Source organism: Flavobacterium saccharophilum (assembly GCF_900142735.1).
Classification (GTDB): Bacteria; Bacteroidota; Bacteroidia; order Flavobacteriales; family Flavobacteriaceae; genus Flavobacterium; species Flavobacterium saccharophilum.
On record NZ_FRBY01000003.1, the window covers coordinates 219,537 to 234,991 of the forward strand.

Annotated in this window: 17 protein-coding genes and 3 tRNA genes; 11 read left to right on the forward strand and 9 right to left on the reverse strand. The window is 34.2% G+C overall.

Annotated elements, in window-relative coordinates:
* Window positions 1–43 precede the first annotated feature (43 nt).
* From BUA98_RS10940 to BUA98_RS22515, 3 genes are all read right to left on the reverse strand, one after another.
* Window positions 44–538 carry a hypothetical protein gene (locus BUA98_RS10940; protein WP_139257006.1) on the reverse strand — a complete coding sequence of 165 codons (495 nt, stop codon included), beginning with the start codon at window positions 536–538 and terminating at the stop codon, window positions 44–46.
* 104 nt (window positions 539–642) lie between these two features.
* The gene (gene trxB / locus BUA98_RS10945; protein WP_072972415.1) at window positions 643–1,590 is read right to left on the reverse strand and encodes a thioredoxin-disulfide reductase; all 948 of its coding nucleotides are present in this window, start codon (window positions 1,588–1,590) and stop codon (window positions 643–645) included.
* A gap of 92 nt (window positions 1,591–1,682) precedes the next feature.
* The gene (locus tag BUA98_RS22515; protein ID WP_072972418.1) at window positions 1,683–2,036 is read right to left on the reverse strand and encodes a DUF6122 family protein; all 354 of its coding nucleotides are present in this window, start codon (window positions 2,034–2,036) and stop codon (window positions 1,683–1,685) included.
* Window positions 2,037–2,236: 200 nt separating this feature from the next.
* On the opposite strand from BUA98_RS22515, the gene BUA98_RS10955 reads away from it, so the two are divergent.
* The 4 genes from BUA98_RS10955 (at window position 2,237) to BUA98_RS10970 (ending at window position 5,178) form a co-directional block, all read left to right on the forward strand.
* Window positions 2,237–2,812, forward strand: a complete 576-nt coding sequence (locus tag BUA98_RS10955) for a Crp/Fnr family transcriptional regulator (protein ID WP_072972421.1) — start codon at window positions 2,237–2,239, stop codon at window positions 2,810–2,812.
* Between the two features lie 65 nt (window positions 2,813–2,877).
* Complete coding sequence (locus tag BUA98_RS10960; protein ID WP_072972423.1) at window positions 2,878–3,567, forward strand: alpha/beta hydrolase; 690 nt, start codon at window positions 2,878–2,880, stop codon at window positions 3,565–3,567.
* 417 nt (window positions 3,568–3,984) lie between these two features.
* Window positions 3,985–4,518 carry an acetolactate synthase small subunit gene (gene ilvN / locus BUA98_RS10965; protein ID WP_072972426.1) on the forward strand — a complete coding sequence of 178 codons (534 nt, stop codon included), beginning with the start codon at window positions 3,985–3,987 and terminating at the stop codon, window positions 4,516–4,518.
* Between the two features lie 405 nt (window positions 4,519–4,923).
* Window positions 4,924–5,178 (forward strand): DNA-binding protein, encoded by a 255-nt coding sequence (locus BUA98_RS10970; RefSeq protein WP_072972429.1) that lies wholly within the window; start codon window positions 4,924–4,926, stop codon window positions 5,176–5,178.
* A gap of 314 nt (window positions 5,179–5,492) precedes the next feature.
* On the opposite strand, the gene BUA98_RS10980 is transcribed toward BUA98_RS10970, so the two are convergent.
* The 4 genes from BUA98_RS10980 to BUA98_RS10995 form a co-directional block, all read right to left on the reverse strand.
* Complete coding sequence (locus BUA98_RS10980) at window positions 5,493–6,824, reverse strand: site-specific integrase (RefSeq protein ID WP_072972435.1); 1,332 nt, start codon at window positions 6,822–6,824, stop codon at window positions 5,493–5,495.
* 273 nt (window positions 6,825–7,097) lie between these two features.
* A tRNA-Arg gene (locus BUA98_RS10985) sits at window positions 7,098–7,171 on the reverse strand.
* A gap of 32 nt (window positions 7,172–7,203) precedes the next feature.
* Window positions 7,204–7,278 (reverse strand) — tRNA-Pro (locus BUA98_RS10990).
* Window positions 7,279–7,293: 15 nt separating this feature from the next.
* Window positions 7,294–7,377 (reverse strand) — tRNA-Ser (locus tag BUA98_RS10995).
* A gap of 250 nt (window positions 7,378–7,627) precedes the next feature.
* Here BUA98_RS10995 and BUA98_RS11000 point away from each other — a divergent pair.
* Together BUA98_RS11000 and BUA98_RS11005 are read left to right on the forward strand one after the other, a co-directional pair.
* Complete coding sequence (locus BUA98_RS11000; protein ID WP_072972438.1) at window positions 7,628–8,806, forward strand: acetyl-CoA C-acyltransferase; 1,179 nt, start codon at window positions 7,628–7,630, stop codon at window positions 8,804–8,806.
* A gap of 70 nt (window positions 8,807–8,876) precedes the next feature.
* Window positions 8,877–9,638: a C40 family peptidase gene (locus BUA98_RS11005; RefSeq protein WP_072972441.1), complete on the forward strand. Its 762-nt coding sequence runs from the start codon at window positions 8,877–8,879 to the stop codon at window positions 9,636–9,638.
* Between the two features lie 139 nt (window positions 9,639–9,777).
* Here the strand turns inward: BUA98_RS11005 and BUA98_RS11010 are convergent, their stop codons facing one another.
* Window positions 9,778–10,623, reverse strand: a complete 846-nt coding sequence (locus BUA98_RS11010; RefSeq protein WP_072972444.1) for an AraC family transcriptional regulator — start codon at window positions 10,621–10,623, stop codon at window positions 9,778–9,780.
* Between the two features lie 119 nt (window positions 10,624–10,742).
* Between BUA98_RS11010 and BUA98_RS11015 the strand changes: the two genes are divergently transcribed.
* The 4 genes from BUA98_RS11015 (at window position 10,743) to BUA98_RS11030 (ending at window position 13,450) form a co-directional block, all read left to right on the forward strand.
* Complete coding sequence (locus BUA98_RS11015; RefSeq protein ID WP_072972447.1) at window positions 10,743–11,729, forward strand: aldo/keto reductase; 987 nt, start codon at window positions 10,743–10,745, stop codon at window positions 11,727–11,729.
* 314 nt (window positions 11,730–12,043) lie between these two features.
* Window positions 12,044–12,649, forward strand: coding sequence for an NAD(P)H-dependent oxidoreductase (locus BUA98_RS11020; protein ID WP_072972450.1), 606 nt, complete (start codon window positions 12,044–12,046; stop codon window positions 12,647–12,649).
* Window positions 12,650–12,651: 2 nt separating this feature from the next.
* Window positions 12,652–12,930 (forward strand): putative quinol monooxygenase, encoded by a 279-nt coding sequence (locus BUA98_RS11025; RefSeq protein WP_072972453.1) that lies wholly within the window; start codon window positions 12,652–12,654, stop codon window positions 12,928–12,930.
* A gap of 58 nt (window positions 12,931–12,988) precedes the next feature.
* Entirely contained in the window at window positions 12,989–13,450 is a 462-nt protein-coding gene (locus BUA98_RS11030; RefSeq protein WP_072972456.1) for a DUF3291 domain-containing protein, read from the forward strand.
* A 115-nt stretch (window positions 13,451–13,565) separates the two neighbouring features.
* Here BUA98_RS11030 and BUA98_RS11035 read toward each other — a convergent pair whose 3' ends face one another.
* On the reverse strand, window positions 13,566–14,273 hold the full coding sequence (locus BUA98_RS11035; protein WP_072972460.1) for a class I SAM-dependent methyltransferase: 708 nt from the start codon (window positions 14,271–14,273) through the stop codon (window positions 13,566–13,568).
* 240 nt (window positions 14,274–14,513) lie between these two features.
* On the opposite strand from BUA98_RS11035, the gene BUA98_RS11040 reads away from it, so the two are divergent.
* On the forward strand, window positions 14,514–15,395 hold the full coding sequence (locus tag BUA98_RS11040; protein ID WP_072972463.1) for a LysR family transcriptional regulator: 882 nt from the start codon (window positions 14,514–14,516) through the stop codon (window positions 15,393–15,395).
* Window positions 15,396–15,455: the final 60 nt, after the last annotated feature.

Below are 15,455 nucleotides of genomic sequence, written 5' to 3' on the forward strand. Positions count from 1 at the left end.
CCATTACTGCAATCTCTCATTAATAAAAACTATATGACTCTTTTTAATAATTATCCTTCACAATTTTATATTGTTCAGAACTTTCTATTATTCTTTTTAAAAAAAAATCGATTTGTTTGCGTATAAATTTCCCCGCAAGAATCTTAATTAAAAACATTTCAAGTATAGAACGCATTTGAAAATGGTAACTTGCTGACACGATAGCACTCTGATGTCCAATATCAAAAACAGTAAACTGATACTCCACTGCCGATAATGGACTTAATAGTAATGATGTAAAATTATCAATCCGTGCTGAAAAGGACCAGTCGTTTATAAAGGTCAATGAGATATGCCTGGCAGAATTACAATCTTCAAAAAAAATAATACATTCGCTGCCCGCAATTCTATTTATTTGTGACTGATCGATTCGTCCAAGTCCCTTGAGAAATGGGACATTATCAAAAGCCATTAAAAGATCGAAATCAGTAATGAGCTTAAATATTTGCACAGAAGGAACATCTATCTCTTTTGATGATTGTATTAATATAGCATTCAAAATTATTACTTTTTACCCTTCATAACTTCCATCACTCTCTCATTTACTTTGCTGCTTTTTTTTACAAAACGTTCTACAGCTATCAATATATTTCTTAAAATAATTTATTCTTTTGAAGCCAGATATCGTTCTGCATCAAGAGCTGCCATACATCCTGTTCCCGCTGCTGTAATTGCCTGACGGTATACATGATCTGCCGCATCTCCCGCTACAAAAATACCATCAACATTTGTTTTTGATGTTCCCGGTGTATTGATGATATAACCAGTTTCGTCAAGCCTAATATAATCTTTGAAGATATCAGTATTTGGTTTGTGACCTATGGCCACGAAAAATCCTGTTGCAGGAATCTCAATAACTTCACCAGTAGTTTTATTCAAGGTTTTTATAGCATGAACAACGCTGTTATCTCCTAAAACTTCGACAGTGTCGTGGTTCATTAAAATCTCAATATTCTCGGTTTTGCGAACTCGATCTTCCATGATTTTTGAGGCTCTAAATTTTTCACTTCTAACAAGCATGGTAACTTTTTTACAAAGTTTAGATAAATAATGTGCTTCCTCGCACGCAGAATCTCCTGCTCCAACAATTACAACTTCATGATTACGATAGAAAAATCCATCACATACGGCACAGGCAGAAACTCCACCTCCCATGGCTAGATAATGCTGCTCTGATGGCAATCCTAAATATTTAGCCGACGCTCCTGTTGAAATAATAACAGTTTCACAGTGCAATTCGATAATATCATTGATCCAAACTTTATGAATATCTCCTGAAAAATCAACTTTAGTTGCCCAACCATCACGAATATCAGCACCAAAACGTTTCGCTTGTTCCTGCAACTGAATCATCATTTCCGGTCCTGTAACTCCATCAACATAACCTGGAAAGTTCTCTACTTCATTTGTTGTAGTCAACTGGCCACCTGGCTGCATTCCCTGATATAATATTGGATTCATATTAGCTCTGGCAGCATAAATCGCAGCAGTATAACCTGCTGGACCAGAACCTATAATAAGACATTTAATTTTTTCGATTCTATGAGACATAACTGATATTAAATTTTTAAGTTTAACTTTAATTTATAATTTATTAATTGGGATTAAAAAAACTGCCATCGATCATCTCTGCAGGAAATTTATCATTTTGAATTAAGAAGTATCCAATTTGACCAATAACAATCCTGCCAGTCAGTAATAATGTGAAAAAGAAGTCCAATAGCAACTATTCTGGTTTTAGGAAAAATTAGCAGCAGAAAATAAACACATATAGCATAATAAGAATGGAGGGGATGAAATCCAACACTGCATCGGGTCGGGTCAAAAATCGGTGTAGCAAGCAGATGATCCAAATCAATCATCATAGTAGCTATCATGATTAGCCAGGCACGTTTCCATTGTGATTTAAAAAAAACAAATGCAATTATTCCAGGTGCTAAAAAATGAAGGCTGTAATGAAGAATACTTTGTAACAATCGTAAAATTTCAATATTCATAAGTTAAAAAATACCTTTTACAGTACTGTGTTTAGTGAAGTAGTTAAAAAAAAATCTTCCTTTGGTCAATACAAAACTGATCTCATTATTATAGTGCCTTTTTTTTAGTGTATCCCCTAAATAACCTCTTATGATATTCTAAAGAAGCAGATACGGTAAGCCATAAAATATTTTATCTTAGCGTAAATTAAAAATTAAAAATGTCCGAAAACTTTCAAAAATACAGCAAACTTCTTCAAATTGACATTGAGCATTTTGAAGATTTTTTTTCCCTTCTTCGATGTATAACCCTTGAGAAAGGAGAATTATTTTTAAAACAGGATGACGAATGTCAATACATTGGATTTGTTAAACATGGAACAATGAGAAGCTTCTACATCAGTGAATCTGGAAATGATATAAGTTTTAATTTTCACTTCATCAATCAGTTTTTTGCTGATTATGAAAGCCTACTTTACTATAAAAAATCAAAACTGAATATTGAGGCAGTTCAAAGAACAGAACTATTAATTCTTCATAAAGAGGATCTAAAAAAACTTTACGAGAAAGGAGCGTACTGGCAGGAATTCGGCCGAAAGATGAAAGAAAAACTTTATATTGATGCTAAAAAAAGAATTGAAGATTTATTGTACTACACTCCTGAGAAACGATATATAAATTTAATGACTGAAAATCCTTCAATTTTTCAGGAAATCAGCCAAAAACAAATTGCAAGCTATTTAGGAGTTACTCCACAATCACTAAGCAGGATTAGAAAACGTATTTTCATTAGTTAACTTAAGTTAACGTCCATTGAGTTTTAAGCCGGTAATTTTGTCTCTTTAAAAATAATTCAAAAAATATGATGGCAAAAGATTTGACTATTGTTTTAGTTCACGGTGCTTGGAGCGACGGATCACAGTGGAGACACGTAGTTCCGGTTTTAGTTGAAGCGGGATACAAAGTACGATGCGTTCAAAATAATTTAACCTCACTACAGGAAGATATCGATAAAACAAATGATTTAATTGATTTACAAGATTCAAATGTACTTTTAGTTGGTCATTCATACGGCGGTGCTGTAATTTCAGGAGCGGGAAATAATGATAATGTAGTTGGACTGGTATATATAGCGGCATTTGCACCTGATGCTGAAGAAAATATAGCTGGACTATTAGAAAAAAGATCCGGATCTGGAGGAGCCAGCATTTATTCTGACACAAAAGGATTTTTCTGGATTAAGTATGATGAGTTCCATCAAGCATTATGTCAGGACTTAGACAAGCAGACTGCTAGGATAATGGCTTTGACACAGCGTCCTATAAATGGGCAGTGTTTTGGTGATAAAACCAAAGTACCGGCATGGAAGAACAAACCAACTTGGTATCAGGTTTCCAATAACGATAATATGATTCCGGTGCAAACGCAAAAAGAAATGGCAGAGAGAATAAGTGCTAAAAAAATTATTTATCTTGAATCTGGTCATATTTCTGCAGTATCACAACCAGAGGCAGTATCTGAATTAATTTTGGAGGCTGCTGCATCTTTATAACAAATATAAAAGAATATTTTTTTTAATACTTCGCTGGCTAAGAACTTTAAATATAATAAATTTTAATATATTTGTTGCTCAAAAAATAGAAATGAACAACTTAATTAACAGCATTATTATCATTTGCATTATTATCATTCGATAATCATGAAGGAGCTGTTATATAATTAGAAAACTATATCAATTTAAAAACCTCCCTGTCTCGGGAGGTTTTTTTTGTTTAAAATCAACATGAAAAATTCATTAACAATTATTATCGCAATAATCATTATTCGTCTCTTATAACGGAGTAGGATTTTATTGTCGAAATACGAACCTTTCTCCTTCTAACGAGAAAGGTTTTTTTATGCAATAAAGACATATTGATTTAAATAATTTTAGATCATACATTAACAAAAAAGAGAAAAAAAAATAATTATGAAAGAACAATACACTTTAACAGTTTACACAGAAGATCAAATAGGTCTTATCAATAAAATAACAATAATGTTTTTTAGGAAGAAAATTAATTTAAACAGCCTTAATATTTCCTCATGCGAAATTGATAATATGTACCGCTTTACTATCGTAGTGAGTGAAACTTTTGAAATTGTGAAAAACCTGACATTTCAGATAGAGAAAATTATTGAGGTTTATAAGTGCTATTACAGCAGAGATTCAGAAATCATCACTACGCTTGCTGCATTATTTAAATTGCCTACAGATAGAATTATGAATGACGATGTAATAAATCAAATACTAAGAAAATATGGAGCAAATTTAATCTCAATTGAAAAAGATTACACCATAATTGACCTTACCGGGCAAGAATCCGAAGTGGACGAGTTGACTTCAGAATTAGTTCCGTATGGTCTTATTGAATTTATAAAAAGTTCCAGAATTGCGCTTATACGATCTGGTAAAGGCTTTAAAAAGGAATTATTAGAAATGGAAACAATAAGTCATGCTTAAGAAATTAATCGATACAAATTTTAGAACCTTTGCCAACGATTTAATATTGCCAATTTTCGATATAACTTATAATGCCTTGTAATTTATACTTTTAAATAGACTGATTCATTGGTTCCTTATATGAAAGATTATGATAAATTTTGAGTGTTATTACTAATTTCTTTCATTTTAATTTTACAATATAAATGGCACATGAATGAGTCTTCTTTTCGATGCAAAGGAATTATTGGCTGGAATATATTATAATCGAAGCTTATCTTGGCGATACAACTTTGGATCTACTGTATCTTGTATTAAGAACTAGAAAATCAAAGTCAAAATAGCCTTTTAGAAGCCAATTATGATTAATAGGTGTTTAAGCTGTTTACTTTTATATGGAGTTAAAAATTAAAAAAACGAAAGATTATGAGTGAACACGTAACAAAAGATGATTTAAGACAATTTAGTCAAATCATCATTAATGAAATTAGATATGATCGCAACAAAAAAGAAGAAGAATTTATCCCTGATTGGCTAAAAAGTCGTGTAGTTAAAAAATCGTTGAATATTTCTTCAGCTTCACTTCAAAGTCTACGCGTAACAGGAAAAGTGAGATGCCGAAAAATACTCGGTTCGTACTACTACAGTAAAACTGATCTGAATAATCTTTTTAAAGACTAATTAGGCATGGAAATTTACAATATTTTCAACTATTTAAAAATATGCGAAAAAGATATTAGGCTAACCGTATGGCATTTTGCATTACTTAACGCCATTTTATATTTAGGATACAGACAAGGTCAATCAAAAATCATACGAGTCAGTAGAAGCAGAATTATGTCATTATCACATGTTAAAACTCTACCTACGTATCACAAATATTTCAAAGAGTTACAAAGAATGGGATATATAAAATATACCCCATCTTACAATCCTAAATATAAAAGTGAAGTGGAATTATTATTTAACCAAACAATAAAACACAATTAAATTAATTACTGATTGTGTTTTAATAAATTCGGCATAAGAGCAAGCATTTTTTTCATTTCCTTTAACTCCACTTCCATTTTTTCAATTGTTTCTAAAGTTATCTCAGTTGCTTTATTCTCCTTGTCTGCCAGTCTTTGTATTAAACCCTGCATCTCACGGCCGATTGCAACCTCTTCTGTTATTGCATATTGCTCAGTTTGACTTACGGATTTATGCCCAAGCATTTCCTTTACCACATGAATCGGTACATTATTGTTCAGCGTTACGGTACTGCCGAAGGTTCTTCTTGCCTTATGAGTATTCAAAGCGCTTGTAATTCCGCACAAATCGGCTATTTCTTTTAGATATTCATTCATTTTCTGATTTGAACTTACCGGCAGTACTGAATTCCTTTCCATACAAAGAGGATGATTTCTGTAATTCTCAATAATCTCAACAGCTTTAGGCAACAGAGGAATATTAATGGGGCTTCCCGTTTTCTGCCTCCCTGCCATTATCCATTTCTCACCATCAACACCCACTTTTAAATCAGACTGTTTTAAATTATAGACATCAATATAGGCAAGACCTGTATAGCATTGAAATACAAAAACATCTCTGACAACACCTAGACGAGCTGTAGAAAATTTATGTTTCTCCAGTAATGCTAACTCATGATTAGTCAAAGGTTTTTTAGGAACTTTAATTTTTTTTGATTTAAAACGCTTAAATGGATCTGCCGGTATAATTTCCTTATCAACAGCAGTGAGAACAATTTTCTTAAAATTAGTAATGTATTTAAGAGCAGTATTGTTACTAATATTCTTTACCGTCTTAAGATAAAACTCATAATCTTTTACAAATTCAAAATTCAGTTCATTAAATTCCATGTCCTCCACCCCATACTTAAAAAGCATAAACTCTTTAACGTGATTTTTTGATATTTTGTAGCGTACATGCGTACCAATAGCAAACACCTTTTTTTCGACTAAAGCCAGCATTTGATCATTGTGAAGCTGAAATTCCTGCATTACTGTAGACTTTAAAGCAGTTTTACCTAAAACGTAGTTAATGAGCTTTATACTGCTGATATTGTCACGTTTTTCAGAAAGTTCATCCCTGTATCTGCTTATTTTAAGCTCAAGAGAGTTTAAAAACAAATTCAAGGCCTTAGCATCTTCTTTATTTCCTGTCGCCCTGGCCGTCTTCTGCTCCCAGCGGTTTATATCCCACTTGCGCTTAGTTGATGTTTCTTTAGGAACACCATCTACAGTAATCCTTAGATAGATGTATTTTTCATTTGTACTTTTTATGGAACTCTTCAAAAAGAAGGTAATTCCGAAACTGCTTTCTAACATAATTCAACAATTTAATAAGTTAATAAAGGTCGAATTATAATATCTCAAAATCAAGTCGTTAACGAGCTTTACCTGTTGAAAAACAAGGCTTTATCTAGTTTTCTGTGGCAGTTTTTTTCATCATAATAAATTGCCATGAATGTGCCATAAAATTTAGTGCAATAATGTGTGTTTTTGAAACTAAAAATAAGGAATAAAAAAACCCGCATCTAGTAAAGATGCGGGTTTTCGGTGTTTTAACCAATTTTTAAATAAGTCAAAAATCAGTCTAAGTGATCCCAGAAGGATTCGAACCTTCGACCTACGCATTAGAAGTGCGTTGCTCTATCCAGCTGAGCTATGGAACCATTTGTTTTAAAACTTTATGGTAAAGTTTCTGTCGGGGTGGCAGGATTCGAACCTGCGGCCTCCTGCTCCCAAAGCAGGCGCGATAACCGGGCTACGCTACACCCCGAAGGCAAAATTTAAGCGGAGAGACAGGGACTCGAACCCTGGCGACGGTTACCCGTCGACAGATTAGCAATCTGCTCCATTACCGCTCTGGCACCTCTCCAAGCTCAAGAAACGTGTTCTGTTTTGCGGTTGCAAATGTAAGACAACATTCCATATCTCACAACTATTTCTGCGCTTTTTTTAATCTTTTTTCAATCTTTTTTTAAAACCACTTCACAATCAAACGAATAGAATTAACAAAAAATTGATATTAAATTTAAAATCCAATGAAACTGATACATATTGATACAAAATTTGAATTTATTTAAATAAAGAGTAAATTTGCTACATTAACTAATATTAAACAGAAAATGAACAAAAGAGTTGTTATCGTTTCTGCCGTTAGAACACCTATCGGAAGTTTCATGGGAGGGTTATCTACCGTACCCGCACCAAAATTAGGTGCTGCCGCTATAAAAGGCGCACTTCAAAAAATTAACCTAGACCCAAAATTAGTTGATGAAGTTTTTATGGGCAACGTTGTTCAGGCAGGAGTTGGACAAGCTCCGGCACGTCAGGCTGCGCTTTTTGCCGGTTTGTCTGAAGAAGTTGCCGCTACAACTGTAAACAAAGTTTGTGCTTCAGGAATGAAAGCTGTAATGTTCGCTGCACAGGCTATCGCTTGTGGTGATGCCGAAATTGTAGTAGCCGGAGGAATGGAAAACATGAGCTTGATTCCGCATTACGTTCAAATGCGTAACGGAACTAAATTTGGTCCTGCAACAATGCTTGACGGAATGCAAAAAGATGGTTTGACAGATGCTTACGATAACAACGCAATGGGAGTTTGCGCTGATTTATGTGCATCTGAATACAACATCAGCCGTGAGGAACAGGATAATTTTGCTATTCAATCGTACGAAAGAAGTGCAAAAGCCTGGGATGCCGGAAAATTCGACAATGAAATTGTACCTGTTGAAATACCACAAAGACGCGGTGAACCAATCATCGTTTCTAAAGATGAGGAATACACTAATGTAAAACTGGATAAAATTCCTTCATTAGCAGCTGTTTTCACCAAAGACGGAACTGTTACTGCTGCAAATGCATCAACAATAAACGACGGAGCTGCTGCTTTAGTTTTAATGTCTGAAGAAAAAGCGATTGCATTAGGATTAAAACCTTTAGCGTACATCAAAGGTTACGCTGATGCTGCTCAGGAACCAAAATGGTTTACAACGAGTCCGGCAAAAGCATTACCTAAAGCCTTAAACAAAGCAGGAATCGCAATTGGAGATGTTGATTATTTCGAATTCAACGAAGCTTTCGCAGTAGTTGGATTAGCCAATTCAAAAATCCTTGATCTGGATAACGATAAAGTAAACGTAAATGGTGGTGCAGTTTCATTAGGACATCCTCTAGGTTGTTCAGGAGCCAGAATCATCGTAACTTTACTAAATGTTTTAGAACAGAACAATGCTAAAACCGGTGCTGCTGCAATTTGCAATGGCGGTGGAGGAGCATCTGCAATTGTTATCGAAAGAGCTTAAATACTAATACAATAGATTGGGAGTTATTGCTTTAAGTAACTCCCAATTTTCAACTTATAAATTACCCTAAATGTTCGGAATTTGCAATCTAGCCATAGTACCCGTTCGATCTGAACCAAGTGACAGAAGTGAAATCGTTACACAACTTTTGTTTGGCGAGCACATCGAAATTTTAGAACGTCAAAATCAATGGGCCCGAATAAAAATTCAGTTTGATGATTATGAAGGCTGGGTAGATTCTAAACAATATCAGGTAATTTCTGAAGCAAATTACAATCAGTTAAGCAAAGAGGCTATTATTCTGAATGCTGATTTGATTGATTACATAACAGCTCCGGACAACTTATTATTGCCAATTCCGCTTGGCGCTTCCCTTACCTTTTTAAACAATAGCGAAATCAATACCTCAAACTTTGATTTCGAAGGAACAAAAACTAGCGGTATAAAACCTAAAAGTGCTTTAATAAATACTGCTTTTATGTACTTAAACGCTCCGTATCTTTGGGGCGGAAAAACACCTTTCGGAATTGATTGTTCCGGTTTTACTCAAATGGTTTATAAACTAAACGGCTATAAAATTCATCGCGACGCTTCACAACAAGCACTTGACGGAGAACCTCTAAGTTTTATTGAAGAAAGCGAAGCTGGAGATTTAGCCTTTTTCGACAACGACGAAGGAAACATCATTCATGTCGGAATCATTATGGACAATAATTACATAATTCACGCAAGTGGAAAAGTTCGCATTGACCGATTAGACCATTTAGGAATTTACAATCCCGAATTGAATAAACACACCCATAAACTGAGAGTGATTAAGAAGATTATATAATTTATTTTTCTGCCACGAATTTCACGAATTCACACAAGTTAAAAATCATTTTAATCCTTTAATCCGTGGTCAAAAAAAGAAAAAATCCGCAATAATCCGTGTTTTCGCTTGCGAATCCGCGTCATCCGCGTGCCAACACTTACGCACTAACACGAATCGTTTTCCTAAACTCCGAAGGACTATTCCCTCTTTGCTTTTTAAAGAATTTATTGAAGTGACTTTCATCCGTAAAACCAAATTCATAAGCAATTTCATTAATCCGTTTATCACTAAATTGCAAACGATGCTCAATTAATTTCGTTTTATAATTGCTGATATATTGTTGCATCGTTTCACTCGCATGCTTCTTAAAATAACGCCCCAAATAAGTATTCGAAATTCCAAAATACTCACTTAGTGATTCTGCTTTTATTTTCTCCGGATAATAAATATTATTCTGAATATATTGCAGGATATCCATCGCTTTCCCTTCCGTTCCAACATTTACCTGTCCTGGTAAATACTTTGCAATATTTCTCGCTACAATAATAATCAGTGTATTAACGAGTTGCTGAATCAATTCCTGATTGTAAACATCTTTATCCTGATGTTCACGACAAATCGCTTCGATCATCACTTTGACCAAACATTTATCAGCATCATTTTTCAAAATACAGCCCGGCTGATGATTCGCATTCTGTAAGATATATTCTAAACGTTGAATATTCTCATTTTGTAAACTCGAATTTTTCAAATAAATATCATTAAATCTCAAAAAGAAAAACTTCGTTTTGGTTTCAATCGTAAAATTATGACAATCTTCAGGCGTCAATAAAAACATATGTCCCGCATCATATTCAAAAATATTTTTATTGATGCATTGCGAACCAGTTCCTCCCAAAATATAAACCAATTCGAAGAAATTATGACGATCTCCCACATCAGGATATTCATCCAGAGTTTCAAAGGAAACGGTAAACGGCTCGTATAAATTTTCTTTTTTCATGAGATGTAAATTATTTGAAGTCGCAAATTTACATAAAAAAGACAAATATATACAAGTTATCACTCTTAAAAATGGTATAATTTTGCCAAGTGAAATTTAAGATTTAAAAATACAACATTATGGAATATAGAAAATTAGGCAATACCGAACTTGAATTATCAACTATTACATACGGCGCATTTGCCATTGGCGGAAACATGTGGGGCGGAAACGAAAAAGCAGATTCAATCGCTTCTATTCAGGCATCAATCGACCACGGCGTGACCACAATCGACACCGCTCCTTTTTACGGATTTGGTTTAAGCGAAGAAATGATTGGCGAAGCCATAAAATCTCACGATCGTTCAAAAGTTCAGTTATTAACCAAATTTGGTTTGGTTTGGGACGGAAGCAACAACGGAAAAGGCGATTTCTTTTTCGATGCCGATGACAACGGAAAGAAAATCCCGGTTTACAAATACGCTTCAAAAGCAAATGTTATTAAAGAAGTCGAAGAAAGTCTAAAACGCCTTCAAACCGATTATATCGATTTACTGCAAATTCACTGGCCAGATTCCACTACTCCAATTCACGAAACAATGGAAGCGCTTGAAACTTTGATTCAACAAGGAAAAATCAGAGCAGCCGGAGTTAGCAATTATAGCGCTTCACAAATTCAGGAAGCGCAAAAAACAATTCAATTAGCCTCAAACCAGGTTCCGTTTAGCATGCTGAATCGCAAAATCGAAACCGATTTGATTCCGCTAACAATTGCAGAAAATATCGGAATTATTGCTTACAGCCCAATGGAAAGAGGTTTATTAACCGGAAAATATTTCACAGATAGTAAACTAAAAGACAACGATCACAGAAATGGGTATTTTGGTCAGTTCGATCTTCAAAAAGTAAAAACTTTAGTAGAAGAATTGAGTTCATTGGCAAATGCAAAACACATTTCGATTTCACAATTGGTTTTACGCTGGACGACTTTACAAAAAGGAATCACAATCGTTTTGGCCGGCGCCAGAAACGCAGAACAAGCGATTTCAAATGCAAAAGCAATGGATTTTGATTTATCACTTTCAGAATTAGATTTCATCCATCAAGCTATTTCAAAAGTAAACTAAAAAAGTTTTTTAAACACATAGAAACATAGCTAATCACACTGTTGAAATGCATTTCACTTAGCCTAAAAACACATAGCTATGTGTGAGAAACTAGTTTCTTTCCACATCCTTTTTTAGCCAAAGAAAACTATGTTTCTATGCGTTTAAAATTACTCGCAACACATTTACAAAAACAATAAAAATAATTAGGGTGTGTCCCCGCAGAAAAAGCGGGGTCGGGCTATCCACAATATCTTTTTGTTTTTAAAGAAAAAACAAAAAGGATATTTGCTCCTATCCCTCACACTCACAATTTCATAAGAAGATTTAAAAACATGAAGAAAATATTTATCATCAACGGAAGTCAAAATTTCGCACATTCAGGCGGAAAATTCAACCAAACCGTTACCGACTGGACAATCGAATACTTAACAAACAGCAAGCAATTCGAAATAAAAACGACCGACATCAAACAAGACTTTGATCTTGACGAAGAAGTCGAAAAATTCGTGTGGGCTGATATTGTAGTGTATCACACGCCGGTTTGGTGGTTTCAATTACCCAATCTTTTCAAAAAATACATTGACGACGTTTTCACAGCCGGACACAACAAAGGAATTTACAGAAGCGACGGAAGAACCAGAACAAATCCGGACATCAATTACGGAACCGGCGGGCAATTACACGGACGCAAATATATGCTAACCACAAGTTGGAACGCACCTGCAACTGCCTTCACACTTCCGGGAGAGTTTTTTGAAGAAACATCTGTAGATGAGGGAGCTATGTTTGGTTTCCATAAAATGAATAAATTTGTAGGTATGGAAAAACTAAACGGTTTCCATTTCCATGACGTTGAAAAAGGTGCCACTGCCGAAAACATTGACATTTTTAAGAAAAACTATACCAATCACTTAGAGCAAATTTTTAAAACTTTATAACTATGATCTCTATTACCGCAATCATCAAAAGTAAAAAGGAAAACATCGAACAAGTTCGAAACATGGTTCATCATTTGGTTACCGAAACCAGAAAAGAAACTGCATGCATACGTTACGACCTGCATACAACTGAAAATGTTTTTATTATTTGGGAAGAATGGCAAGATCAGCCAGGGCTTGATTTCCACAACAATCAACCGTATTTACAGGATTTTATCAAACAAAGCGAAGACTTGGTTGCCTCTCCTATTCAGGTTTACAAAACAACACAATCATTATAAAAAGTTACAATAATTAGGCATCAATAAATTAACTTGCTTCTTATTTAATTAGTTAAACATGAGTAAATATCATCTTGCCGAAATTAATATTGCCAAAATGAAAGGAGTCACCATAAACGATCCAATCATGAAGGAATTTGTAGATAATCTTGATCTTGTGAACAAGTTAGCCGAAGACAGCGAAGGTTTTGTATGGAGATTGAAAGATGACAGTTACAATGCAACAAACCTGAACCCATATAACGACGAACAGATTATTGTGAATGTTTCGGTTTGGGAGAATATTGAAACGTTGGAACATTATATGTACAAAACCTTTCACAGTGAATTTTTAAGACGCCGTAAAGAATGGTTCCTAAAATTCGGAAAAGCAGCAACAGCAATGTGGTGGATTCCAAAAGGACATATCCCAACACTTGAAGAAGCCGTAGAAAAATTAGATTATTTACAGCAAAATGGTCCTTCACAATTGGTTTTTGATTTGAGGAATAAATTTCCTGCACCAAAACAAATTGCATAGTTTTCCGCCACGACCCGAGCGATAGCGAACAGGCGAAGCAATTCACGAATTAATTTAAATGCTTTGCGCATAGATTTAAAAAAATTAATTCGTGAATTCGTGGCGAAAAAAAAAACTACTTTATTCCTCCAAAAGCACCAAAACACATATTCTTGTGTAAAATTTCAACGCTTGTAAAGCCAACTTTCTTCATCAAATCCAATTGATAATTCATTGACCTTGGTGTATCTTCTTTTTCTATATAATCCAAAACTTTCTGACGGTATTCTGCTCCACTAATTCCTTCCAAGTAATCGCCGTAGCGTTGCCAGGTATATTCGTTTAATAATTCAGTATCCTGCGTTATCAAATCCGAAATCATAAAGCATCCGCCTGGTTTTAATAACTTAAATATTTTAGTAAAAGTCGTTTCCCAATCTTCATCATCTCTTAAATGATGTAAAACTGCTCCGGCTAAAATAATATCAAAATGATTTTCGGGTAAGTGAACTTCACGTATATCTCCGTGCTTTACTTCTACTTTTCCATTTGTTTCCGCAGAAACTCTTTCAAAAGCTTTGTTCAACATTGGCAAACTCAAATCAACCAAAGTACTATTCAAATTGGGCAATTTTGACAACATTTTCAAAGTATAATTCCCGGCACCACAGCCTATATCCAAAACATTTATGGCATTTGGAACAATCCTTTTAGAGGCTTCTGTAATTAATTCTAAAGAAATAGTAGCGTCAATTGTGGCCACTTGTCCGGTTTCTAAATTCGAAAATCGTTCGACATCATTATCAAAACGTTCTCTGATCTCTTCAATTGTTGATTTTTTCATAGTTTTCTTTGCTTTATTGATGGTACGCGGATGACGCGGATTTAAACTGATATGTGCTGGTTTTGTTATCCATTGAATCCATTACATTTTTTAAATGAGTAATTTAAACAATAAAATCTGCGCCAACCAGTTTAAATCCGCGTCATCCGTGTGCCATTATTTTTTTTTTGTAAAACTATCATTTTGATATATACTTCAAAAATACTTATTTTGTCACTTATTAATACTTAATAGGTATTTATGGAATTACGTCATTTAAAATATTTTTTGGCTGTAGCCGAAGAACTGAACTTTACTAAAGCTTCAGAAAAACTCTTTATCTCGCAACCGCCTTTGAGCCGGCAGATTATGGAATTGGAAGAAGAACTACAGGCGCGCTTATTTAATCGAAATAACAAAAAAGTAGAACTTACCGAAGCTGGAAAATATTTCGAAAAAGAAGTCAAATCACTTTTTCAAGATCTGGAACGCATTTCCGTTAAAACAAAAAAGATTGCCGAGAATGTTTCCGGCGAATTCAGAATTGCGTATATCAGTTCAATTTACTCTTCCGTTATTTCAGACTTGATCAAACAATTGAAAGAACAATTCCCATATGTAAATTTCAAATTATTTGAAGTTTCCACTACCAAACAAATTTTAGCTTTGGAACAAAGGAAAATTGATTTAGGTATTATTCGGTCACCAGTAAAGTCTCCTAAAATAAAATCGCAATTGTGGTTTAAGGATGGATTTTCTGTAGTTTATAATAAGAGTTTAATTCAAATTAAATCTGAAGAAGAGATTCCGAAACTAAAAGAGGAAACTTTTGTATTTTTCAATAAAGATTACGCACCACATTATCATGAAGTTTTGTTGGAACTTTGCGCCTTTTATGGCTTTGAACCAAAAGTCGTTCACGAATCAAACAACATTAATTCGATAGTACAGTTGGTCAAAAATGGTTTGGGAATTTCGATCGTTCCATCGAACATTGCGAAGAATAATCAGGATCCAGAAATTGGTTTTATTGAATTAAAAAAAGTCAATTTATTTACGGATGTTTCTTTAATAACTTCAAAAGAAGATGATTCTAAGATTACAAAATCTGCCGTTGATTTTTTGTTGAATTTTAAAAGATAATCGCGCAAAGTCGCAGAGTCGCAAAGTTTTTCCTCATTTTATGTCATTGCGAGGAACGAA